General features: G+C 59.0%; 24 protein-coding genes. 3 read left to right on the top strand and 21 right to left on the bottom strand.

The genetic code is table 11. The annotated features are described in order from the left end of the window. The first annotated feature begins 2 nt into the window (after positions 1-2). On the top strand, positions 3-1,655 hold the full coding sequence (locus tag LSG25_RS16445) for an amidohydrolase (protein ID WP_232741968.1): 1,653 nt from the start codon (positions 3-5) through the stop codon (positions 1,653-1,655). Continuing rightward, on the top strand, positions 1,652-2,590 hold the full coding sequence (locus LSG25_RS16440) for a GTP-binding protein (RefSeq protein WP_232741967.1): 939 nt from the start codon (positions 1,652-1,654) through the stop codon (positions 2,588-2,590). Before LSG25_RS16445 ends, LSG25_RS16440 begins: the two co-directional genes overlap by 4 nt. Positions 2,591-2,616: 26 nt before the next feature. Here the strand turns inward: LSG25_RS16440 and LSG25_RS16435 are convergent, their stop codons facing one another. The 10 genes from LSG25_RS16435 to gtdA form a co-directional block, all read right to left on the bottom strand. Next, positions 2,617-3,540 carry a LysR substrate-binding domain-containing protein gene (locus LSG25_RS16435; protein ID WP_232741966.1) on the bottom strand — a complete coding sequence of 308 codons (924 nt, stop codon included), beginning with the start codon at positions 3,538-3,540 and terminating at the stop codon, positions 2,617-2,619. A gap of 155 nt (positions 3,541-3,695) precedes the next feature. Then, positions 3,696-4,892, bottom strand: coding sequence for a 3-hydroxybenzoate 6-monooxygenase (locus LSG25_RS16430; RefSeq protein ID WP_232741965.1), 1,197 nt, complete (start codon positions 4,890-4,892; stop codon positions 3,696-3,698). Positions 4,893-4,937: 45 nt separating this feature from the next. Next, entirely contained in the window at positions 4,938-6,281 is a 1,344-nt protein-coding gene (locus LSG25_RS16425; protein WP_232741964.1) for an FAD-dependent oxidoreductase, read from the bottom strand. A 68-nt stretch (positions 6,282-6,349) separates the two neighbouring features. Beyond that, positions 6,350-7,345, bottom strand: coding sequence for a tripartite tricarboxylate transporter substrate binding protein (locus LSG25_RS16420; protein ID WP_232741963.1), 996 nt, complete (start codon positions 7,343-7,345; stop codon positions 6,350-6,352). Then, a complete protein-coding gene (locus tag LSG25_RS16415; RefSeq protein WP_232741962.1) occupies positions 7,326-7,721 on the bottom strand; it encodes a chorismate mutase in 396 nt (131 codons plus the stop codon). The genes LSG25_RS16420 and LSG25_RS16415 overlap by 20 nt, the downstream gene beginning before the upstream one ends. A 31-nt stretch (positions 7,722-7,752) precedes the next feature. Then, a complete protein-coding gene (maiA, locus tag LSG25_RS16410; protein ID WP_232741961.1) occupies positions 7,753-8,391 on the bottom strand; it encodes a maleylacetoacetate isomerase in 639 nt (212 codons plus the stop codon). A gap of 23 nt (positions 8,392-8,414) precedes the next feature. After that, a complete protein-coding gene (locus LSG25_RS16405) occupies positions 8,415-9,377 on the bottom strand; it encodes a tripartite tricarboxylate transporter substrate binding protein (protein ID WP_232741960.1) in 963 nt (320 codons plus the stop codon). Positions 9,378-9,416: 39 nt separating this feature from the next. Then, positions 9,417-10,679, bottom strand: a complete 1,263-nt coding sequence (locus tag LSG25_RS16400) for a flavin-dependent oxidoreductase (RefSeq protein ID WP_232741959.1) — start codon at positions 10,677-10,679, stop codon at positions 9,417-9,419. Beyond that, complete coding sequence (locus LSG25_RS16395; RefSeq protein WP_232741958.1) at positions 10,680-11,378, bottom strand: fumarylacetoacetate hydrolase family protein; 699 nt, start codon at positions 11,376-11,378, stop codon at positions 10,680-10,682. 59 nt (positions 11,379-11,437) lie between these two features. Continuing rightward, a complete protein-coding gene (gtdA, locus tag LSG25_RS16390) occupies positions 11,438-12,490 on the bottom strand; it encodes a gentisate 1,2-dioxygenase (protein ID WP_232741957.1) in 1,053 nt (350 codons plus the stop codon). 353 nt (positions 12,491-12,843) lie between these two features. Between gtdA and LSG25_RS16385 the strand changes: the two genes are divergently transcribed. Next, positions 12,844-14,178: an OmpP1/FadL family transporter gene (locus tag LSG25_RS16385; RefSeq protein ID WP_232741956.1), complete on the top strand. Its 1,335-nt coding sequence runs from the start codon at positions 12,844-12,846 to the stop codon at positions 14,176-14,178. A gap of 781 nt (positions 14,179-14,959) precedes the next feature. Here LSG25_RS16385 and rpsQ read toward each other — a convergent pair. From rpsQ to LSG25_RS16330, 11 genes are all read right to left on the bottom strand, one after another. Next, entirely contained in the window at positions 14,960-15,241 is a 282-nt protein-coding gene (rpsQ, locus tag LSG25_RS16380; RefSeq protein WP_232741955.1) for a 30S ribosomal protein S17, read from the bottom strand. A gap of 1 nt (position 15,242) precedes the next feature. After that, on the bottom strand, positions 15,243-15,434 hold the full coding sequence (gene rpmC / locus LSG25_RS16375) for a 50S ribosomal protein L29 (RefSeq protein WP_232741954.1): 192 nt from the start codon (positions 15,432-15,434) through the stop codon (positions 15,243-15,245). A gap of 9 nt (positions 15,435-15,443) precedes the next feature. Beyond that, positions 15,444-15,860 (bottom strand): 50S ribosomal protein L16, encoded by a 417-nt coding sequence (gene rplP, locus LSG25_RS16370; protein WP_232741953.1) that lies wholly within the window; start codon positions 15,858-15,860, stop codon positions 15,444-15,446. A gap of 2 nt (positions 15,861-15,862) precedes the next feature. Continuing rightward, a complete protein-coding gene (gene rpsC, locus LSG25_RS16365; protein ID WP_232741952.1) occupies positions 15,863-16,666 on the bottom strand; it encodes a 30S ribosomal protein S3 in 804 nt (267 codons plus the stop codon). A gap of 9 nt (positions 16,667-16,675) precedes the next feature. Further along, positions 16,676-17,005, bottom strand: a complete 330-nt coding sequence (gene rplV / locus LSG25_RS16360) for a 50S ribosomal protein L22 (RefSeq protein WP_232741951.1) — start codon at positions 17,003-17,005, stop codon at positions 16,676-16,678. A gap of 3 nt (positions 17,006-17,008) precedes the next feature. Further along, positions 17,009-17,284, bottom strand: a complete 276-nt coding sequence (gene rpsS, locus LSG25_RS16355) for a 30S ribosomal protein S19 (protein ID WP_232741950.1) — start codon at positions 17,282-17,284, stop codon at positions 17,009-17,011. 12 nt (positions 17,285-17,296) lie between these two features. Next, positions 17,297-18,124 carry a 50S ribosomal protein L2 gene (rplB, locus tag LSG25_RS16350; RefSeq protein WP_232741949.1) on the bottom strand — a complete coding sequence of 276 codons (828 nt, stop codon included), beginning with the start codon at positions 18,122-18,124 and terminating at the stop codon, positions 17,297-17,299. After that, the gene (gene rplW, locus LSG25_RS16345; protein ID WP_232741948.1) at positions 18,125-18,421 is read right to left on the bottom strand and encodes a 50S ribosomal protein L23; all 297 of its coding nucleotides are present in this window, start codon (positions 18,419-18,421) and stop codon (positions 18,125-18,127) included. After that, positions 18,418-19,038, bottom strand: a complete 621-nt coding sequence (rplD, locus tag LSG25_RS16340; RefSeq protein ID WP_232741947.1) for a 50S ribosomal protein L4 — start codon at positions 19,036-19,038, stop codon at positions 18,418-18,420. Before rplD ends, rplW begins: the two co-directional genes overlap by 4 nt. Positions 19,039-19,040: 2 nt before the next feature. After that, the gene (rplC, locus tag LSG25_RS16335) at positions 19,041-19,730 is read right to left on the bottom strand and encodes a 50S ribosomal protein L3 (RefSeq protein WP_232741946.1); all 690 of its coding nucleotides are present in this window, start codon (positions 19,728-19,730) and stop codon (positions 19,041-19,043) included. 227 nt (positions 19,731-19,957) lie between these two features. Further along, positions 19,958-20,929, bottom strand: a complete 972-nt coding sequence (locus LSG25_RS16330; RefSeq protein WP_232741945.1) for a tripartite tricarboxylate transporter substrate binding protein — start codon at positions 20,927-20,929, stop codon at positions 19,958-19,960. Positions 20,930-20,984 lie beyond the last annotated feature (55 nt).

Here is a 20,984-nt window from a genome sequence, read left to right as displayed (position 1 = left end):
TCATGAGCAAGCCCGTGGTCAAGGTTTTTCTTGCCAGGAAAATCATCACCATCAATCCCGCGCAGCCTTGCGCCACACATATCGCTGTAAGGGACGGCAAGATTCTGTCGCTGGGCACCGCCGACGACGTCAAACAATGGGGCAGCGTCGAGATCGACACTCGTTTTGCCGACAAGACGCTGATGCCCGGCTTTGTGGAAGGCCATTGCCACCTGATGGAAGGATCGATGTGGAGCGCCGTCTATGTCGGCTACTACGATCGCCGCGGCCCCGATGGCAAATTGTGGAGCGGGCTGAAAACCATAGAAAGCGTGATCGGGCGCCTGGCCGAGGCCCAGGCCCTGATGGGCGATTCAGGCAAACCTTTGCTGGCCTGGGGATTCGACCCCATTTTCTTTGGCGATGCACGGTTGAGCGCCGGCGAACTGGATCGCGTTTCCGCCACCCGCCCGATTGTCGTGCTGCATGCCAGCGTGCACCTCATGAATGTGAATTCGGCCATGCTGGATCTGGCCGAAATTACGGGCGGCGACGAAATAGAAGGAGTACCGCTTGGCGCCGATGGCAAACCCACCGGAGAACTGCAAGAGTTTGCCGCCATGCTGCCGGTGTACCGGGTGATAGGCCAGGGCCTGTCGATCGCCGCCAGCGAGAATCTCGATTCAATCTGGAACTTCGGCCGCGTCGCACAACTGGCCGGCGTCACTACCGCCACCGATCTGGTCAACGATTTGTCGGAGGCTGGCAATAAAAATCTGCAGCAAGTCGCGGCCGATCCGGATTATCCGGTCAGGCTGGTTCCGGCCTATGCTCCCCAGCGCAGCGGAGAAAACAACGCACAGCGTGTCCTGGATGCCATCGGCGCCAGCACGGACAAGCTGCGGTTCGGACTCGTCAAGCTTATTGTCGATGGCTCCATCCAGGGCTTTACGGCACGCTTGCGCTGGCCCGGATACTTCAACGGCAGTCCGAATGGATTGTGGCTGGTCCCGCCGGCCCAGCTCGAAGATCTGATCAAGACCTTCCACTGCGCCGGCCTGCAGTTGCACATCCATACCAATGGCGACGAGGCCACCGAAGTGACGCTCGATGCCCTTGAACGCGTGCTGGATCAATACCCGCGGCACGATCACCGCCATACCCTGCAGCACTGTCAAATGGCGGACGCGGCCCAGTTCCGCCGCATGGCCAAGCTAGGCCTGTGCGTCAATCTGTTCGCCAACCATATTTATTACTGGGGCGACGCGCACTACACAAAGACTATGGGGCCCGATCGGGCCAATCGCATGGATGCGGGCGGCAGCGCGATACGCCATGGCGTGCCGGTGGCCTTTCATTCCGATGCGCCCATCACACCGCTCAACCCTCTGTTCACAGCCTGGTGCGCCATGCAGCGCGAAACGGCAGGCGGGCGCATACTGGGCGAATCGGAGCGCATTACCCTGGACCAGGCCTTGCACGCCATCACACTGGGCGCCGCTTATACGCTGAAGCTGGACCACCAGATAGGCAGCCTCGAAATCGGGAAATTCGCCGATTTCGCCGTGCTGGAAGAAGACCCCCTGTCAATCGACCCGGCCCGCCTTAAAGACATACGCGTGTGGGGCACCGTGGTGGCCGGACGGATGTTTGAAGCGCCGGGAAAAAACGGATGATCAGCTCGGCCCAGCCCATCAAGCTGATTGTGATCGGCGGCTACCTGGGTTCGGGCAAAACCTCACTCCTGAACCATATACTGACTCACTCTCGGGGCAAGAGAATTACTGTGCTGGTCAACGACTTCGGCCAGATCAATATCGATGCCGCCCTGATCGCCCGCCGCACTCAAGAGGTCATCGCACTGGCCAACGGCTGCATATGCTGCACCATCGGCGGCGAGCTTGCCACCGCACTGATTCGCCTGGGAACGGCCACTGCGCGCCCCGAGTATCTGATTATCGAAAGCAGCGGAGTATCCAACCCGGGGAAAATCGCGCAAATCGGCCTGCTGGACAAAACCTACGAACTTGACAGCATTGTCGTTACAGTCGACGCCGAGCGTATCGACCAGCATCTGCAAGACCCCTACGTCGGAGACATGGTGGCGCAGCAGATCCGCGCCGCACACTTGCTGTTGATCAACAAGATCGACCTGATCGACTCCGCCACCAAACAGAAACGTATCGGCCTTTTAAAAACCGTCAGCGGCCGGCAAAGACTTATCGAAACCGTCAACGGCGCCATCGCTCCGGAATTGTTTTTCTCGCCCGATTTCGCACCGGGCGCCAGGCCGGAGCCCTTTTCCAGGCTGGCGGACAAGCCGTTGAGCCGCGTGGCCAGCTTTTCCGTCACGACGGGCGACTTCCCGGACAAGGCACAACTGGAGCGAAACTTGAAATCCTTGCCCAACGAGGTGCTGCGCGCCAAGGGCATCGTTTATTTTGCCGCCGACCCGCGCGCATTCAGCGTCCAGGTGGTCGGCCATCGCGTCGCGATCAAGCCTGTAGCCGTCGGCGCCGACATGGCGCGCGTATCGGTCCTGGTCTTCATTGGCCTGCAGGAAACCATGGATCAGTCCGGCATCGAAAGCCTGATCAGGCACTGCGACTGAGTGTTCGCGTTTCGGCCGCTGGCCTCTCAGCTCTCGTAGTCACGCGAAATGCGGCGGATGCATGCCAGCCCCGCCTCGACGGATTGCGGATGAAGTTCATCCTTGCGCCAGTACATGGATACCGATCCGTATCCGGGAAGCTCGAGCGGCAAAATGCGCAACAGCTGCAATCTGGCAAGCATCAGCGTTGCCCGGTGCGAGGCGGTGCCGATCATATCGCTGTTGTTCAGCATGGTGATATTGGCTGTCACCGAATTGGACTCGACATGATCGACCGGCAACTCCTGGCCGACGGCCGCCAGCCCCTCGTCCATGGCATTGCGTATGGGGGTGCCGCGCGGCCAAACCACCCAGCGATAAGAGCGCACATCGCTCCAGCCGATCTCGGACAACTCGAACAAGGGGTGGCCGGGCCGCGCCACCAGATCGATAGGTTCCACGTACAGCACTTCGGTCGCCACGCTCGATTCGTCGTAACGTTCGGTGGTGGTGCGCCCTATGACAATATCCAGATCGCCCTGTCCAAGCAGCGTCAGCAGGCGATCCATTGTGCCCTCGACAAAGCTGACCCGCAATTGCGGCATTTGCGCCAACAGCTCCAGCACGGCGCGCGGTGCGGTTTCCGAAGCGGCGGCCCCCGAGGCGCCTATTACCACGCGCCCGCCACCGCCTTCGCGCAGCACCTGCATATCGGTGGCGGCACGATCCAGCTGGGCATCGATGCGCTGGGCATGAGCCACCAGTGCCTCGCCATGCGACGTCAGCCTCAGGCCGCGGGCATGGCGTTCGAAAAGCGGCAGGCCTATGTCTTCTTCCAGATCTTTTAACCATTTGGACAGGCCCGGCTGCGTGGTGTTGAGCATGGCCGCCGAGTGGCTCAGGTTCCGCGTCTGAGCCAGACTGAGTATGATTTTCAGGTTCCGCAAGCGGATGCGATGGGTCCAATCCATAGATGTGCTTTGCCTTGCAGGGCTTTGATGAGGCGCAGCCATTAGCTTACGCTATTCTCTGGCCAGACCCAGGACCTTGCACTATAGCTGTCGGCACGCCTTGCCGGCAAAATTCGATACGCCGGCGATCCACGAAGCAAATTTGCGGATGGAAATTACAGTGCGGCCAGGCAGTTCTCCTGTCGCCAGCCATACAACCATTCGAGCGCGTTATAAAAATGCTCTTGCGGCTTGCCCTTCCATAGCTGATTGCGCACCAGCCGCTCGACTCCCTGCGCATGGTAGATGCGCCCCATCTCGCGGGTCGACCACACGACACGCGCCGTTCGCGGGATGCGTATCGATTCGTAGAGCCTGAATGCCGCCGCGAAATCGCCCTCGGCAAGGCGCAGGGCCTCGCCGAGCGTCACAGCATCTTCCAGTGCCATGCATGCGCCCTGCGCCATATATTGCGTCATGGGATGAGCCGAGTCGCCGGCCAGGGTGCTCAAACCGCGCCCCCACTCGCCAACGGGATCGCGATCCGCTGTCGCCCAGCGTTTCCAGGATGTAGGGCGATCCAGCATCTGATGCGGCCGCTCATGTATGCCCGCAAAGTAAGACAGCACTTCTTCCTTGCTGCCGTCGCGCACACCCCATTCTTCCTGCTCGCGGCTGTGAAAGGTGACAACCAGGTTGTATTGCTGGCCGCCGCGCAAGGGGTAGTGCACCAGATGGCAGCGCGGCCCCGCCCACAGCATGGGGGCATTGACGCAAAGGTCTTCGGGCATATTGGCGCGCTCGACGACCGCCCGGTAGACCACATGGCCCGTCACACGGTGCTCGCCGCCTATGGTTTTCTGCCGGATCACCGATTTGACCCCATCGCAGCCGATTACCGCGTCAGCCTTGTAGGACACGCCCTGGGTATCGATGACCTCAACCCCGGCCGGCCCCACTTTGACATCGACAATATGCGTCGATGTCTTGAACTGGATCAGCGGATTTTCGCGCACCGCCTCGAGTATCGACAAATGGATATCGGCTCGGTGTATGACGGCATACGGCCCGCCAAAACGCTGCCGGAATGCCGCGCCGGTTTCGATGCGCACGACTTCCTGGGCGTCGATGGCGTCCATCATGATGATGTGGTCGGTAAATACCGCCCGTTTGCGCGCTATCTCGCCTACGCCCAGGGCATCGAGCGCCGCAAACGCGTTGGGGCCCAGCTGAATTCCTGCGCCGATTTCGCCTATATGGGCGGCCTGCTCCAGCAACAGTACCTCTATGTTCTGGCGGGCCAGCGCCAGCGCCGTCGCCAGGCCGCCGATTCCGCCCCCGACAATAAGAACTTTCTGTTTCGTATCTTTCATGACTTCCCTGCCTGCAATGACTTCCATTGCGCCACGCTGCGGCGCCTACCCCAGAAATACTCCGTTTTCCCGCAGAACGTCCTGCAATTCCCCGATGGGGAAATCGCGCAGGGCCATTCCCCGCCCAAGGCTTAGCGCCGCCAATGTGCCGGCCGCTTCGCCCATCACGAAACAGCTGCCGCTGACGCGGGCAGCGGATTGCCCTTCGTGCGTCATGGACGCGCAACGACCGGCAACCAGAACATTGTTCACTCCTGCGTCGCCGCGCGGCACGATCATGCGCAAGGGCAACTGGTTATAGCCGCGTGACTCGGGAATCGGCGGCCACATCCACTTCACATCGCCGGCCACGTGCAATTCCAGCGGCCAGCCATTGACCCCTATCGTGTCCTCGAAATCGGCGCAATTCAATACATCGTCCTGCGTCAGGCTGTACTCGCCCTGTATCCGCCGCGTTTCGCGTATACCCAGCTGGGGGGCGATATCCAGAACATAGGCGTTTTCGAATCCCGGCACTTTGGCGCGCAGAAAGCGCAGGTAGTCGACAATCTGACGGCGTCCTTCCTGCTCTCCTCTGGAGAGGGAACCGGCATCCGTGCCGTCGGCGGCGGAGCCGTCGGGCTGGCTAAGCTGTGTGACATTGACACGCCATTCGTAGGCATGCCGTTGCGGCCGGACGATGGCGCCGCGCCGTGGAAACTTGAACTCCCGGCTGGCCTCGGCCTCGTCCATCAAGGCGGGAATCTGTTTCCAGGCCTCTCCCGCCCGGGCCGCATCAACATTGCCGACCTTGAACATCAATGTGGGGTAGAGCATTTGCCCCGCCCCGGTTCCTTTTTCGTAGGGAATGCCTGCCCAGTGAGCAAGGTCGCCATCGCCGGAACAATCGATGAAGCACCGGGCGCGAACCGCCCTCCGGCCGGACTTGGTTTCCAGAAAAAGCGTATCGACCTGGCCCTGTTGATTCTTGACCAGACCTGTCGCCAGCGCATGGAACAGTACGTCCGCGCCACAAGCGCCAAGCAGCTCGTCCGCGGCGCACTTGAACGCCGAGATATCGTAAGCCTGGGCATGAATCTTGCCGAAAATCAGATGCGGCTCATTCAGCCCATCGAGCCGGCGCATGCGATCCAGCAATTCGTCCGCCGTGCCATGCACGACTTGCCTGATTTCACCGTGCACATTGGCGTGCAGGCCGCAAAAATTGGAGACTCCGGCCGCCGTACCCATCCCCCCCAGAAAACCGTAGCGCTCCAGCAGCAAGACCCGCGCACCATGACGACCGGCAGTGGCCGCCGCCAGGATTCCAGCAGGGCCTCCACCCAGAACAACCACATCGTATTCGCCGTACAGCGGCACCTGACGCGCGGGTTCTTGTATATAGTCCATCACGACTCCTCAACTACGCATGAACCCAGCGGCCGGCTCACGATCCGCGAGCGGCCGCCAGGCCCCGTTCAATTCACCTGCAGATGCAATTGCTCGATCAAGGGCTTCCAGCGCGCCAGTTCCTCATCCATGTAACGACGGAATTCGGCGGGCGTGCTGGCCACGGGATCCATGTACTGCGCCTTGAGCCGTTTGGTGACTTCAGGGCTCTTGATGGCCTGGATCAGGGCATCGGACAGCTTTTTCTGTACATCGGCCGGCGTCTTGGCTGGAGCGACGAACCCTATCCAGGCCGATCCCACAATGCCTGGCACACCGACCTCGCTCATGGTGGGGATAGAGGGCAGGGCGCCGGAGCGCCGCTCCGACGTGACCGCCAAGGCACGCAAGCGGCCATCGTTGACCATGGCCATCACGGAAATGGGGGGCAGGGCGGCGAACTGCGTGTCTCCCGTCAACATGGAAGTAAGCGCCTTGGGCGAAGAAGGGTAAGGGACATGAGTCGCCTTTGCCTTGATTTTCTGCAGCAGCAGCTCGACGGCCAATTGGGACACGGTACCCGTGCCGGGCGTTGCAAAATTCAGTTTGCCGGGATTGTCCTTGATCGATTTCATCAAGTCCTGAATCGTCTTGATCCCCGACTTGCTGGGCACTACCAGCACATCGGGCTGGTCCACGGCCAGCGTCAAGGGGGCAAGCTCGGTTTTCGGGTCGTAGGGCAGGTCTTTGTACAACACGGTATTGTTGACCAGAGGCCCTGTAATCGATGCGCCGAACGTGTAGCCGTCGGGCTTGGCATGGGCAATCGCCGCGGTACCCAGGTCGCCACCCGCGCCCGGCTTGTTCTGGACAATAATGGTTTGACCCAATATTTTGCTGGCCTGGTCGGCCACGATACGGGACATTTGATCGGGGCTGGAACCCGGCCCGAAAGGCACGATCAAGGTCAGCGTATGATCCGGCCACGCCGCCGCGTGGCTCGCCGCCAGCGGCGACAGGGCCAGCCCGCAAGCAAGCGCCGCCGCATTAAAGCCATTCTTCCATTTACCTGGAATTCTGATCATTCCTGTCTCCTGTTGGTACCATAAAATTGAAGTACAGCTGCTCGTTCTCTATGAACGCGGCCACCATGGCCCTATAGGTTTTCTCGACGACCTGCTCAAGATTTTCAAAGCCGCGGTTATGTTCACGAGCCAGTCCAATTGCCTTTTCAAACACCTCGGCCTGCCGGGCCGGCGCCCTGACCTGAAACGCATCCCGCTTGAAGCGCGCGGCATCTTTTACGTACATGGCGCGCTCGGCAATCAGGCGCACAATGTCGCCATCAAGGCGATCGATGCTGGCGCGCACCTGCGACAGCGATGCGCACAAAGGCATATAGGCGGGATCGGTAAACTCGCGCAAGGGCGCGCCATCCACTGCAGGTTCTCGTTCTGTCATTGTTCATCCATCGATGGGCAACGCCTCGCGGCTACTTGATGAAATCGGGCTGCAGCCCGGGAGCCGCCTGCTGGAAGGCCGGCAGGGCATTGCAATGTTCATATACGGCCATGACGCGCTTGAACTCGTCCAGCTTGCAGCCCATGCGCAGTGCATTGGCCACCTGCGGCACCAGGCAACAATCGGCCAAGGTAGGCCCATCGCCCACACAATAGCGGCCGGCCCCTGATTGCCGCAGCAAAGCCTCCAGCGAACGCAATCCCTCATCGATCCAGTGGCGATACCACGCTGTTTTTTGCTCGTCGCTGGCGCCAAGCACCTCGACCAGGTAGCGCAAGACCTTGAGGTTGTTGACCGGATGCATATCGCAAGCGATCAGGTTGGCAATTTCAAGCACTCGCGCACGCTGCGGCGGCTCCCGTGGAATCAGACGGGGTTCGGGATGCGTGGCATCCAGGTAGTCGATGATGGCCAGCGACTGGCCCAGATTGAAGTCGCCATCCACCAGCAGGGGCACGCCTTCGCCGGGATTTTTCGCCACGTAGTCGGCCGCCCTGTGCTGCAATGTGCGGATATTCACCGGCAGGTAATCGTACCGCACCTGCTTCAAGGCCAGCACAATACGGACGCGATACGAAGTGGAGCTGTTGAAGAAACTATAAAGCTGCATGGTTGACGATCCGGAACATTATTTCAATTGGCAGTAATCTTGGCGCGCTTGATGACATCGGCCCAGCGCGCATCGTCCTTGGCAATCAAGGCGCCAAATTGTTCAGGCGTCGATGCGGCGGGTACCATGCCTTGCGACTCGAACGCCACGGCCGTTGCCGGAGATGCCAGGACCTCATTGACCGCCTTGTTCATTTTGCCGATGATCGCGGCGGGAGTGCCTTTGGGTGCCAGAACGCCGTACCACATATCGACATTCGCGCCCTTTAAGCCAGCCTCGCCCAGTGTGGGAATTTCAGGAAGCTGTGGAACCCGGTTCGGGCTTCCAACCGCAATGGCTTTGAGCTTCCCGGCCTTTATCTGCGGCAGGGCGACATGGATGGGCAGGAACATGTAGTCCAGGCGGCCGCCCAGCATATCCTGCACGGCGCCCGCCGTGCCCTTGTAGGGTACGTGCAGCATCTGAATCCCGGTCAGGCCGTCAAGCAGGGCCATGGCCAGGTGATGCGGCGTTCCCACACCCGGCGAGCCGTACGTCAGCTTGCCGGGCTCGGCCTTGGCCGCGGCGACGAGCCCGGCGACGGTATGTATCGGATTGGCGGGGCCCGTCACCAGGACCAGCGTACCCCACGAGGTCTGGCCAACCGGCGCAAAATCCTTGACCGGATCGTAGGGAAGCTTGTAGAGCGTGCGATTCATCACCAAGGTGCTCACCGTCACCAGGAAGGTATAGCCATCCGGTTTGGCACGCGCCGCTTTTTCCGTACCGATATTGCCGCTGGCCCCCGCCAGGTTCTCGACCACGACCGGCTGGCCCAGTTTCTTGGGCAGCGCCGCAGACAGTTGCCGGGCGATCAGATCGATCCCCGTGGCGGGCGTAAACGGCACGATGAGCGTGATGGGCTGGCTGGGCCAATCGGCGGCGTAGCTCAGCGAACATGCGGCGGCCAGCAAGGCCGCCAGTGCGATACGAATCGAGTTGAACATAATGTCTCCCTGTTTTATTTCTTAGGAATCAATCGGCGCTTACAAAAAGGACTGCCTGGACTTCAAGGTGCCGGGATCGAACCCGGCAATCTGCTTATAGCGATTCGAGATGGCCTCCAGCTCGCCGCGGCTGATGATGTCTTCGATACGATCGAAGGGCTTGTCGCCCGACTTCTCATAAACTTCTCTGAGTATGGTATCGGGCGGGTTTTGACGATTGGTAAGGACGACACGCGTGGTGGCCTCGACCCGCGCCCGGTCGTAATTCATCAAGGCCTCATGGGTCAAGCCCAAGCGCTTCAGCTGGCCCGCCAGATACCGTGCATCGATGATGGCCTGGCCGGCACCGTTGGATCCTCTGGGCACCATGGGATGCGCCGCATCGCCCAAGAGGGTCATGCGCCCCTGGGTCCAGGTGGGAAGCGGGTCCTGATCCACCATCGGATATTCAAATATGGCCTGCGCGTCCTGTATCAGCCTGGCTACGTCCAGCCAGTCAAAATGCCAGTCGGCAAACGCCGGGAAAAAATCATCGAGGCGGCCCTGCCGAGTCCAGTCCCGCTGCACCCGCGCAGGCGATTCGATCTCGGCCACCCAGTTGATCAACTGGTTTCCCTGCGCATCGATATTGTTGCGAATCGGATAGATCACCATCTTGCCATGCGCCAGCCAGCCCGCCCGCACCATGCTGGCGCCCGTCAGAAACGGCTTGCAGGATGTCACGCCGCGCCACATGTTTATGCCGGAATAACGCGGCGCCCCTTCATGCGGATAAAGCTGCCTGCGCAGCGCGGAATGAATCCCGTCGCACCCGACAACGATGGCCGCGGTGACGGGCGCAAGTCCATTCCCGTCGCCGTCCTCGAAACTGGCCACGGCATGATCGCCCTCCTGGCTGACTCCCGTACAACGGCATCCGGTCACCACACTCTCCGCGCCGAGACACTCCAGCACGGCAGCCAGCAAGGCCATCTGCAGATCACCGCGATGAACGGAATACTGAGGCCAGTCATAGCCCGCAGCCTGTCCTGCCGGCTCGTTATACACAAACTGCCCATGGCGGGTAAAGAATATGGATTCTTTGGTTCTGACTCCGACAGCGTCCAGCCTGGGCAGCAGGCCCAGCTCGTCCAATTCTTTGGTGGCATGCGGCAGCAGATTTATGCCTACTCCGAGCGGTCTGATCTCATCGACGGCCTCGTACACGCGGCAGGAAATACCCGCCTGGTGCAGGCTCAGAGCGAGCACCAGTCCCCCTACGCCCGCGCCGATGATGGCGACTTCGGTGTCGAACCTGGCCATTCAAACCACCTTCACCGAAAGCGTACCCAGGCCGGCTATGGTGCCTGTCATCAGATCTCCCACCACGACCGGCCCCACACCTTCAGGCGTACCGGTATAGATCAGATCGCCGGGCTCAAGCCGGAAATAACGGGACAGGTAGCTTACCGTCTCGGCCACCGACCAGATCAGCTTGGCTGTCGTACTGTGCTGTCTGACCTCGCCGTTTACCGTCAATGAAATCGAAGCGTCCTCGGCATGGCTGAACTGGCTGGCGGGATACAGGGGGCCGATGGGCGCGCTGCCGTCGAAAGCCTTGCCCAGTTCCCAGGGCCGGCCGGCCTGCCGCATTTTCATCTGCAGATCACGGCGCGTCATATCCAGCCCTACCGCATAACCCCAGACGTGGCCCAGCGCGTCTTCGACACGAATCCCGGCCCCGCCCTTGCCGATTGCCGCAACCAGCTCGATTTCATAATGTAAATTTTCGGTCTCGGCCGGATACGCAAAATCCAGCGTCCGGCCTTCGGCAACGGGCTGCACGGCATCGGCCGGCTTGCAAAAAAAGAAGGGAGGTTCACGGTCGGGATCAAAGCCCATTTCACGAGCATGCGCGGCATAATTGCGCCCCACGCAATACACCCGGCGCACGGGGAACCGATCGGCCGACCCCACAACCGGAATCGACACCACTTCTGGAGGATTGATTACAAATGACATTCCATGACCTTTATATCTAATAATTCGATACGACCCACTGCAATACGGCGCACCGCGCCTCAGTCCATCCGTTCTTCGCGCAACAGGCCCAGCACGGCCTGAATCGGGCGATCCGAATAACTGAACAGCACGGCATCATCATCGGCAAAAAGCCGGACCGCCAGCCACGAAGGCGCCACAAACACATCGCGTGGCCCGAACTCGAAGCGTTCTTCGCCTATGCATACCGAGCCTGTGCCTTCGACCACCGAGAATACGGTGGCATCGGTGGAGCGGTAGGCCTTGCCCTGGAATCCCGCCGGCAGCAATTGCATGAACGTCGCCATGGTGGGCATCGCATAACCGCCGGTCGTCGGATCCGTATAGCGTAGTTTCACGCCATCCCAGGCATCCACTTCGCCATGGCGGTACAAATGATCGAGCGCCTCGCGGCTACGCTCGTAGGGATAATTGAAAATCGGGGAAGTCTTGCCGGCGTGTTCATGGCGCACCGGCGCCATGTTGTAGCCGAAACGCGCAAAGCTATTGCCTTCCGGGCGCACCACGGGCTGCTCGGCCTTGGGATAGTTTTCGGCAAAGCCCGCATCCATGAAGCGAATAAATGGAATATCGAGGCCATCCAGCCAGACCACAGGCTCGCCGCCCTCGGCCACCTGCACATTACCGTGGTCATGCCAGGTCCAGGACGGCGTGATGATGAAATCGCCCGGCCGCATGGTGGTACGCTCGCCATTGACCGAGGTATACGCCCCTTTGCCCTCGACGATAAAGCGCAGTGCCGACTGCACATGGCGATGGCTGGGTGCGATTTCGCCCGGCAGAATGAGCTGCAAACCCGCGTACAACGTTTGCGTTATGCTGGCCAGGCCCTTCAGTCCGGGATTTTCCAGGACCAGAACACGGCGCACAGCCTCCGCGGCGCTGATCAAGCCGCCGGACTCCATGATTTCGGCGCGCACGGCGGCGTATTTCCAGATTGCGGGAACACAAGGCGAACTGGGTGATTTCGGCACCAGATTGTGCAGCGACTCCCATAAAGGGGTCATATTCTTGTCGCCGATACGTCGGTAGTAATCGTCGCGCTCGGCCTGATTGGCCGCCACTTTTTTCATTTTGTCTCTCCTGGGCAAGCTCATGCCCGCGATGGCGGGCTGCTGCCTGTCACACGCATTATCGTCACACGACCACACCGTGCAGGCCGTGCAGCGCCATGAATTTTGTTTATTGTGTCCTGTCCGGTATATGTTTAAAAATGAAATATTATTATTGATCATACGAAAACTTATATACCTGGTCGAGTATTTCAATACCAATAATGGCAACGTGTATGAAATCTTTTCTCCAAAGCCCTCATTCTGTATAGACGACGTATCGGACTACCTATATATTCAAGACATATAGTTAAACCACAGCGGCTTTAACCCGCTTTGCTATGCATAAAACCAATTCAATCAGAGGCAGTGTCATGAGGAAAAGCATTTCGCCGTTACATTTTGTTTCGGCGATTATTTTGAGCATAGGGGCAAGCAACGCACACGCGTCGGCATTTCAGCTCATCGAGCAAAACGCGAGCGGCCTGGGCAATGGGTATGCAGGGTCGGCAGCCATTGCCGATAACGCCAGCACCATATTTTTCAACCCCGCCGGCATGACGCGCCTGCCGGGCGTGAATATCTCGGCGGGTGCCACGGCCATCTCAACGTCGTTCAAGTTTTCAAACAATGGCAGCACCGGTCCGGGAGGCTTGCCGCTGGGCTCGAATACAGGCGGCGATGCGGGCTCGCTGGGCGTCATCCCCAATGCCTACATTTCATGGCAGCTCAATCCCGACTGGTTCGTGGGCCTGGGGGTAAACGCCCCGTTCGGTCTTGCGACCAGCTACAACAAAAGCTGGATCGGCCGCTATCAGTCCACCAGCTTCAGTATCGAAACCATCAATGTCAACCCCTCGATCGCCTACAAGGTCAATGACCGGCTTTCCTTGGGCGCGGGCGTCAACTGGCAGCATCTCGATGCCGACTACCGGCGCAACCTGCCCGCGGCGGGGCTGATTGCACAGCTGCCCAATGGCTTGCCCCCCAATCTTTTCCAGCAATATGCCGGGCAATTGGCCGCCTCGCCCGACATGAATGCCCGGGCCGAACTGAAGGGCGATGCCTGGGGCTGGAATCTGGGCCTGCTCTACCAGGTTACGGACGATACCCGTATCGGCGTCTCGTACCGTTCCAAAATGAAATACAACCTCTCCGGCACCACGACGCTCTCGACGATTCCCGGCTTGTTTGCAGGAAAACTGCCCGGCAAAGTCGACAACAGTGCCGACGTTACCTTGCCGGATACCGCCATTTTCAGCATCGTGCACGACCTGAACAGCAAATGGCAGTTATTGGGCGATGTATCCTGGACTGGCTGGAGCAGCATACCGTCGCTGGACATCAACAACGGCGCACTGGGCGAGGACAGCCTGAAACTGAAATTCCGCGACACCTGGCGCGTGGCATTGGGTGTCAACTATCAGTTCAATCAGCGCTGGCAATTCAAGACCGGCATCGCCTACGACCAGACACCGATACCCAACAGCTCATTGCGCCCCACTTCATTGCCCGATTCCGACCGGATCATCGCATCGATTGGCGCCCAGTATCGCTTCAATGAACGCACCACGATCGATGTGGGCTACGCGCACCTGTTCTTCCACTCCTCGATCAACAACAGCACCGATCCTAAAAAGGGTACTGTGAGCGGTGATCTACAGACCAGCGCCGATATGCTGGGGGTGCAGATGTCATACCGTTTCTAGGCAGGCGCCGCCGCGTCCAGGACGGCCGACAGCGCGAGTCCCAGACGCTCCCCAAGCCCCAATAGACGGCTCGCGTAATGGCATGCCTGGAATTACTTTACGGGATGTCTGGAATTAACGTGCACGCACCCATGCCTCCATCACGTGGTCACGTATACCTCGATGTACGACTCGATCGACTAAACACGGACTCCCCAACGTATACCTCGATGCATGACCTCAACGCAAGCCGCAGGGTGGGCGGTGCTGTGTAGTCCGGCGGTAGTCCAGCGCCGGGTGCTGACGAAGGGAAGGCGGGGGCCTTCGGCGGGCGCTGTCTGAGTGGCGCCCCGCACCGCGGGGCGACGCGAGTTCGCCCGACGCCCGCCTGGACGAGGCAGACCCGGGCAGTCGGGGCGCGTAGCGCCACGACCGCTGGACGTGCCGGACTGCACAGCACCGCCCACCCTGTGGCGTCTTTATAGAATTAACCGCCGCCTACACAGCAACGCACCGTCCAACCTCATCGTTCAAGCCTGTACAAGCAGCTCAAACCTAAAAACGGCTCAAAAAAAATCGACTGAAACACGCCCAGTGCCATAAAACACTTAAGCCAAAAAATGTTCCAATCAGCGCTTTCACAATTGTCTTCCCACCAAACGCCGGGCATGCCTGGAATGATCGCATCGAAGATGGTGTGCCCCACCTGAGGCGGATGGCGCAAGCGCTGCCCACGCGCCGATAAATGAAAAAAGCCCGAAGATCGCTCTTCGGGCCCTTTTCTGAAGCGTCCGCATCGTTTTTAGATGATGCGAGCAGCCTCGATCAGACGTACAACTGTCCACGACTTATCGCGGCTGATAGGGCGGCCTTCTGCAATTTCTACAGTGTCGCCTTCGTTGTACTGATTCGTCTCGTCGTGCGCCTTGTACTTGTTGGAGCGCATGACAATCTTGCCGTAGACGGGGTGCTTGACGCGGCGTTCGACTTGAACCACGACTGTCTTTTCCATCTTGTTGCTGACGACCTGGCCGATCAACGTACGTTGACGCTTGGTTTCTTGAGTATTTTGAGTTTCGCTCATCTTACTTTCCTGCCTTCTCAGTCACCAGGGTACGGACACGCGCGATATCGCGACGGACCTTGCCAAGCTGACTGGTATTGGAAAGCTGCTGGGTGGCACGCTGCATGCGCAGGCTGAATTGTGCTCTCAGCAGGCTCTCGAGCTCTTTACTAAGCTCGGTTGCATCTTTGGAACGGAGTTCGCTGGCTTTCATAGGGTCTCCTTAAGCTCCAATATGACGCGACACGAATGTCGTCGAGATTGGCAACTTAGCGGCGGCCAGGCGGAACGCTTCACGTGCAAGCTCTTCGCTTACACCTTCCATTTCGTAGAGCACCTTGCCGGGTTGAATTTCTGCGACCCAGTATTCGGGATTGCCTTTACCGTTACCCATACGCACTTCTGCTGGCTTTTGGGAAATAGGCTTATCGGGAAAGATACGAATCCAGATACGGCCGCCACGTTTAACGTGACGGTTGATCGCACGACGTGCGGCTTCGATTTGGCGAGCGGTCAGACGGCCACGACCGGTGGCTTTCAGACCATATTCGCCAAACGACACTTGAGCACCGCGCGTAGCCAGGCCGGTATTGCGGCCTTTTTGCTCTTTGCGGTATTTTCTGCGTGACGGTTGCAGCATGTTTATTCTCCTTCAGGCGCCGGCGCGGCAGCCGCAGCTGGCGCAGCGTCTTTGCGAGGGCCACCGCGACCACGGCCGGCAGCCGGACGACGGCCATCCGGACGCTCACCGCGAGGTGCGCGACGAGGACGACGCTCTTCATCGCGAGGAGCCGCGGTCTCGGGGGGCATTTCGCCGTTAGGCAGCATGTCGCCCTTGTAGACCCAGACTTTGATACCGATAATGCCGTAGGTCGTTTGTGCTTCGGCTGTGCCGTAGTCGATATTGGCGCGCAATGTATGAAGAGGTACGCGACCTTCGCGATACCACTCGGTGCGAGCAATTTCGATACCGTTCAGACGGCCCGCACTCATGATCTTGACGCCCTGGGCACCGAGACGCATGGCATTTTGCATCGCGCGTTTCATGGCGCGACGGAACATGATGCGTTTTTCGAGCTGCTGGGCAATCGAGTCGGCAATAAGCTGAGCATCGGTTTCAGGCTTGCGAATCTCTTCGATGTTGACATGCACGGGCACGCCCATCAAACGCTGCAGATCGGCCTTCAGGCTTTCGATGTCTTCGCCGCGCTTGCCGATCACGACACCCGGACGAGCCGAGTAAACCGTAATGCGGGCATTCTTGGCAGGACGCTCGATAATCACGCGACCGACGGAAGCGCTCTTGAGTTTTTTCTTCAGATATTCGCGTACACGAATGTCTTCGGCGAGCATGCCGCCAAAGGCTTTATCGTCGGCATACCAGCGCGAACTCCAGTTGCGGTTAACCGCGAGGCGGAACCCAATCGGGTGTATTTTCTGTCCCATTGTCGCTCCTTAAGCGCCGACTTTGACCACAATGTGGCAAGTCTGCTTCTCGATACGGTTACCGCGGCCTTTGGCACGGGCGGAGAAACGCTTCATCGATTGAGCCTTGTCCACATAAATAGTGGTGACTTTAAGCTCGTCGATATCGGCGCCGTCGTTGTGCTCGGCGTTGGCGATCGCGGACTCAAGTGCTTTCTTGAGTATGCCCGCGGCTTTTTTGGGTGTGAAAGTCAGGATATTCAGGGCCTGAGACACCGATTTGCCACGGACGGTGTCCGCAACAAGGCGCGTCTTTTGCGCTGAAATATGGACTCCACGAATGATAGCTGTAGTTTCCATCGCTTACCTCTTGGCCTTCTTGTCCGCAGCATGGCCCTTGAACGTACGGGTCAGGGCGAACTCGCCGAGCTTGTGGCCGACCATGTTCTCGTTGATGTAAACGGGAACGTGCTGGCGACCATTGTGCACAGCAATCGTCAGCCCAATGAACTCGGGCAGTATGGTGGAACGGCGCGACCAGGTTTTGATCGGCTTTTTGTCCTTGCCTCCGACGGCAGCATCGACCTTTTTGATCAGATGCGCGTCGACGAATGGACCTTTCTTGATCGAACGTGACATGTTGTTCGCCCCTTACTTGCGCTTGCGACGCGAGACAATCATATTGTCTGTGCGCTTGTTACGACGGGTTCTGAAGCCCTTGGCCGGCGTGCCCCATGGGCTGACCGGTTCCCGACCTTCACCAGTACGTCCTTCACCACCACCGTGCGGGTGATCGACCGGGTTCATGGCAACGCCACGCACCGTAGGACGGACACCGCGCCAGCGCATGGCACCGGCTTTGCCGATTTGACGCAAGCTATGTTCTTCGTTGCCGACTTCGCCAATCGTTGCGCGGCAGTCGATGTGTACGCGACGCACTTCACCCGAACGCAGGCGCACTTGGGCATAGGTGCCTTCGCGAGCCAGCAGGACGGCCGATGCGCCGGCCGAACGCGCCATTTGCGCGCCTTTGCCAGGCAGCATCTCGATGCAGTGTATCGTCGTACCCACGGGAATATTGCGGATAGGCAGGGTATTGCCGGCGCGGATCGGAGCTTCCACCCCGGACACCAGCGTTGCGCCTACCGCCAGACCACGAGGGGCGATGATGTAGCTGCGTTCACCGTCTGCATAGCAAAGCAGCGCAATGTGCGCAGTGCGGTTGGGATCGTATTCGAGGCGTTCAACCTTGGCAGGAATGCCGTCTTTGCTGCGACGAAAGTCGACCAGACGATAATGCTGCTTGTGACCGCCGCCACGATGGCGAACCGTGATGTGGCCGTTGTTGTTACGGCCCGAACCACGCGTTTTCTTTTCGAGCAGAGCTGCGAATGGCGCGCCTTTGTGCAGATCAGGGCTGACGACCTTGATCATGCCGCGGCGGCCAGCCGAAGTCGGCTTGACTTTTACGAGTGCCATTTAGTTCACCTCCGTAAAGTCGAGTTCCTGACCGTCTTTGAGCGAGACATATGCCTTGCGCTCATTGCGACGGCGACCCATGTAACGACCAAAGCGTTTTTCCTTGCCCTTGCGGTTCAGGACCTGCACGGACTCGACTTCCACCTTGAACAGGAGTTCGACGGCGGCCTTGATTTCGGGCTTGGTAGCATCGGCGACGACACGGAAAGCGACTTGCTGATTTTTTTCGGCAACGAAGGTAGCTTTTTCAGTCACGATCGGAGCCAGGATAATTTGCATTAAACGTTCGGCGTTCATCCCAACATCTCCTCGAATTGAGCGATGGCCGGCTTGGTGATCAGCACTTTTTTATAGTGGATCAACGACAGCGGATCGGCATAACGCGGTTCGACCACGGCAACGTGCGGCAAATTGCGCGTTGCGAGATAAACGTTTTCGTCGAGCACATCGGTAATGATGAGAACCGACTCGAGACCCATGCCTTTGAGCTTGGCAGCGGCCAGCTTGGTCTTGGGAGATTCGAGAGCAAAGGTGTCCACCACGGCGATACGATCTTCGCGGGCCAACTGGGAAAGGATCGCACGGATACCGGCGCGATACATTTTCTTGTTGACCTTCTGGCTGAAGTTTTCTTCAGGTGAGTTCGGGAATGCACGACCACCCCCACGCCAGATGGGCGAGGATGTCATACCCGAACGGGCACGACCGGTGCCTTTTTGGCGCCAGGGTTTTTTGGTGCTGTGCTTGACTTCTGCACGATCTTTTTGCGCACGATTGCCGCTGCGCGCATTGGCTTGAAACGCCACGACGATCTGGTGTACGAGCGCCTCGTTGAAATCGCGGCCGAACACTGTGTCGGGCGCGGCGAAGGTCGAAGCAGAGTGACCCTGGTCATTCAGGAGCTTGAGTTCCATGATTAAGCTCCTTTCTTGGCCGACATCTTGATGGCCGGACGCACGATGACATCGGAATTCTTGTGGCCGGGGACAGCGCCCTTGACCAACAACAAACCGCGTTCTGCGTCGACACGAACGATGTCGAGATTTTGAACAGTACGAGTCGCATCACCCAAATGGCCGGACATGCGCTTACCCGGGAAAATACGACCCGGATCCTGTGCCTGACCAATCGAACCCGGAACGCGATGCGAACGCGAGTTACCGTGCGAAGCACGTTGCGATTTGAAATGGTGACGCTTGATCGTGCCGGCAAAGCCTTTACCGATCGTCGTGCCTGTTACATCAACTTTCTGGCCTGCTTCGAATACGCTTTCAACGGCCACGACGGCACCGGCTGAAAACTCAGCGGCTTTGGCGGGGTCTAGACGGAATTCTTTGAGGATGCTACCGGCTTCGGTGCCGGCTTTGGCATAATGCCCTGCCACCGGCTTGGTCACGCGCGAGGCGCGACGGCTACCATAGGCAACTTGCACGGCTGCATAACCATCGACTTCTGGCGACTTGACTTGGGTAACGCGGTTGTTCGACACGTCCAGTACTGTAACCGGGATGGACTCGCCTTCCTCGGTAAAAATACGGGTCATGCCGACTTTGCGCCCCACGAGTCCCAGCCGATAGGCGGCAGGCGTAGGTGTCGGATTCGACATCGTTTTCTCCATTCCCAACTACGATTGGTCGGGGCTAATTAGGCGCGGCGCAAGGTTACTTCCCCCGCCACGCAAATGTAATATGTGCTTGCGCACGCAATCACATAACCAAGAACTTTGGCTAAGCTAACAACTTTAACACGGATTTTGCCCACTTGGCAAGCTGCTGCCTGCCAAGAATGCCTGTTTGCCGATGCCGTATTGCCTGCGCGCCACAAGCACCCGGATCAATTGATCTTCACGCCCGAACGCTTGATGACATCCTGCCAGTAGGGCGCCTCTTTTTGCAGATCGGCCTTGAACGCGGCTGCGCTGCCCAGATTGACCAAAAAGCCCTGGGCTTGCAGCTTTTGCTGGATTGCCGGATCGGCCAGTACCTTATGCAGGGCCTGCTCGATGCGCGCCACCACCGCGGCCGGAGTGCCTTTGGGCGCCGCCAGTCCCCACCAGTTGCTGACCACGGCATCGCCTATGCCCACTTCTTTGGTAGTAGGGACATCCGGCAATTCGGCGAACCTTTTGGGCAGGGCAACCGCCAAAACGCGCAGCTTGCCGGAAGGCAGATAAGCGGAAGCCACTCCGTAGCCGCCGATATAGACCTGGATCTGATTGGATAGCAACGCCTGCACGCCCGGGGCCGACCCGCGATACGTAATGGCCGTCATGTCGCCATGCACGGCCTCGGACAACATCCAGCCCGACAGGGCCGGAGTGGTGCCGGCGCCCGGCGTGCCATAGTTCAGGACGCCTGGATGTTGTGCGGCATAAGCCTTGAATTCGGCAAAATCATGCGCCGGCACATTGGCGTTCAGATAAATGAATGCGGGAACCTCGGCCACCTTGGCGATGGGCTCCAAAGCTTTCAGGGGATCGAAGTTCATCTTGTAGAGGAACTGGTTGATGACGAAATTATTGGTTGCGCCAAATACCAGGGTATAGCCGTCTGGGGCCGCGCGCACCACCTCTTGCGTGCCGATGTTTCCGCCCGCTCCCGATTTGTAGTCCAGTACGACCGACTGGCCCAATTCTTTGTTCAATCCGGGCTGCAGCATCCTGAACACGATATCCCCGGCCGCTCCCGCGGCATACGGCAATACCACCCGTATCGGATGATCTGGATAAGCCGCGGCGGCGGCCGCACTGAAGCTCAGGCCTAAAACGGCCAGCCATTTACCTAATCCATAACGCCTTGCAAACATAATCTATCTCCCGGACAACGGCATAAGGGCAAAGGCCGGCACCTCTTTTTCATAA

This window comes from Paralcaligenes sp. KSB-10 (assembly GCF_021266465.1).
Taxonomy (GTDB): domain Bacteria; phylum Pseudomonadota; class Gammaproteobacteria; order Burkholderiales; family Burkholderiaceae_B.
This window is presented reverse-complemented; position numbering and strand designations above follow the sequence as displayed.

Excerpts from the sequence above, each read along its gene's own strand:
- rplP (WP_232741953.1), bottom strand. The coding sequence starts at position 15,860 with ATGCTGCAACCGTCACGCAGAAAATACCGCAAAGAGCAAAAAGGCCGC.
- LSG25_RS16425 (WP_232741964.1), bottom strand. The coding sequence starts at position 6,281 with ATGGACTATATACAAGAACCCGCGCGTCAGGTGCCGCTGTACGGCGAA.
- rpsQ (WP_232741955.1), bottom strand. The coding sequence starts at position 15,241 with ATGAGCGAAACTCAAAATACTCAAGAAACCAAGCGTCAACGTACGTTG.
- LSG25_RS16395 (WP_232741958.1), bottom strand. The coding sequence starts at position 11,378 with ATGTCATTTGTAATCAATCCTCCAGAAGTGGTGTCGATTCCGGTTGTG.
- gtdA (WP_232741957.1), bottom strand. The coding sequence starts at position 12,490 with ATGAAAAAAGTGGCGGCCAATCAGGCCGAGCGCGACGATTACTACCGA.
- maiA (WP_232741961.1), bottom strand. The coding sequence starts at position 8,391 with ATGCAGCTTTATAGTTTCTTCAACAGCTCCACTTCGTATCGCGTCCGT.
- rpmC (WP_232741954.1), bottom strand. The coding sequence starts at position 15,434 with ATGAAAGCCAGCGAACTCCGTTCCAAAGATGCAACCGAGCTTAGTAAA.
- rplB (WP_232741949.1), bottom strand. The coding sequence starts at position 18,124 with ATGGCACTCGTAAAAGTCAAGCCGACTTCGGCTGGCCGCCGCGGCATG.
- LSG25_RS16440 (WP_232741967.1), top strand. The coding sequence starts at position 1,652 with ATGATCAGCTCGGCCCAGCCCATCAAGCTGATTGTGATCGGCGGCTAC.
- LSG25_RS16445 (WP_232741968.1), top strand. The coding sequence starts at position 3 with ATGAGCAAGCCCGTGGTCAAGGTTTTTCTTGCCAGGAAAATCATCACC.
- rplW (WP_232741948.1), bottom strand. The coding sequence starts at position 18,421 with ATGAACGCCGAACGTTTAATGCAAATTATCCTGGCTCCGATCGTGACT.
- rpsS (WP_232741950.1), bottom strand. The coding sequence starts at position 17,284 with ATGTCACGTTCGATCAAGAAAGGTCCATTCGTCGACGCGCATCTGATC.
- LSG25_RS16400 (WP_232741959.1), bottom strand. The coding sequence starts at position 10,679 with ATGGCCAGGTTCGACACCGAAGTCGCCATCATCGGCGCGGGCGTAGGG.
- rplC (WP_232741946.1), bottom strand. The coding sequence starts at position 19,730 with ATGTCGAATCCGACACCTACGCCTGCCGCCTATCGGCTGGGACTCGTG.
- rplV (WP_232741951.1), bottom strand. The coding sequence starts at position 17,005 with ATGGAAACTACAGCTATCATTCGTGGAGTCCATATTTCAGCGCAAAAG.
- LSG25_RS16435 (WP_232741966.1), bottom strand. The coding sequence starts at position 3,540 with ATGGATTGGACCCATCGCATCCGCTTGCGGAACCTGAAAATCATACTC.
- LSG25_RS16405 (WP_232741960.1), bottom strand. The coding sequence starts at position 9,377 with ATGTTCAACTCGATTCGTATCGCACTGGCGGCCTTGCTGGCCGCCGCA.
- rplD (WP_232741947.1), bottom strand. The coding sequence starts at position 19,038 with ATGGAACTCAAGCTCCTGAATGACCAGGGTCACTCTGCTTCGACCTTC.
- LSG25_RS16330 (WP_232741945.1), bottom strand. The coding sequence starts at position 20,929 with ATGTTTGCAAGGCGTTATGGATTAGGTAAATGGCTGGCCGTTTTAGGC.
- LSG25_RS16430 (WP_232741965.1), bottom strand. The coding sequence starts at position 4,892 with ATGAAAGATACGAAACAGAAAGTTCTTATTGTCGGGGGCGGAATCGGC.
- LSG25_RS16420 (WP_232741963.1), bottom strand. The coding sequence starts at position 7,345 with ATGATCAGAATTCCAGGTAAATGGAAGAATGGCTTTAATGCGGCGGCG.
- LSG25_RS16415 (WP_232741962.1), bottom strand. The coding sequence starts at position 7,721 with ATGACAGAACGAGAACCTGCAGTGGATGGCGCGCCCTTGCGCGAGTTT.
- rpsC (WP_232741952.1), bottom strand. The coding sequence starts at position 16,666 with ATGGGACAGAAAATACACCCGATTGGGTTCCGCCTCGCGGTTAACCGC.
- LSG25_RS16385 (WP_232741956.1), top strand. The coding sequence starts at position 12,844 with ATGAGGAAAAGCATTTCGCCGTTACATTTTGTTTCGGCGATTATTTTG.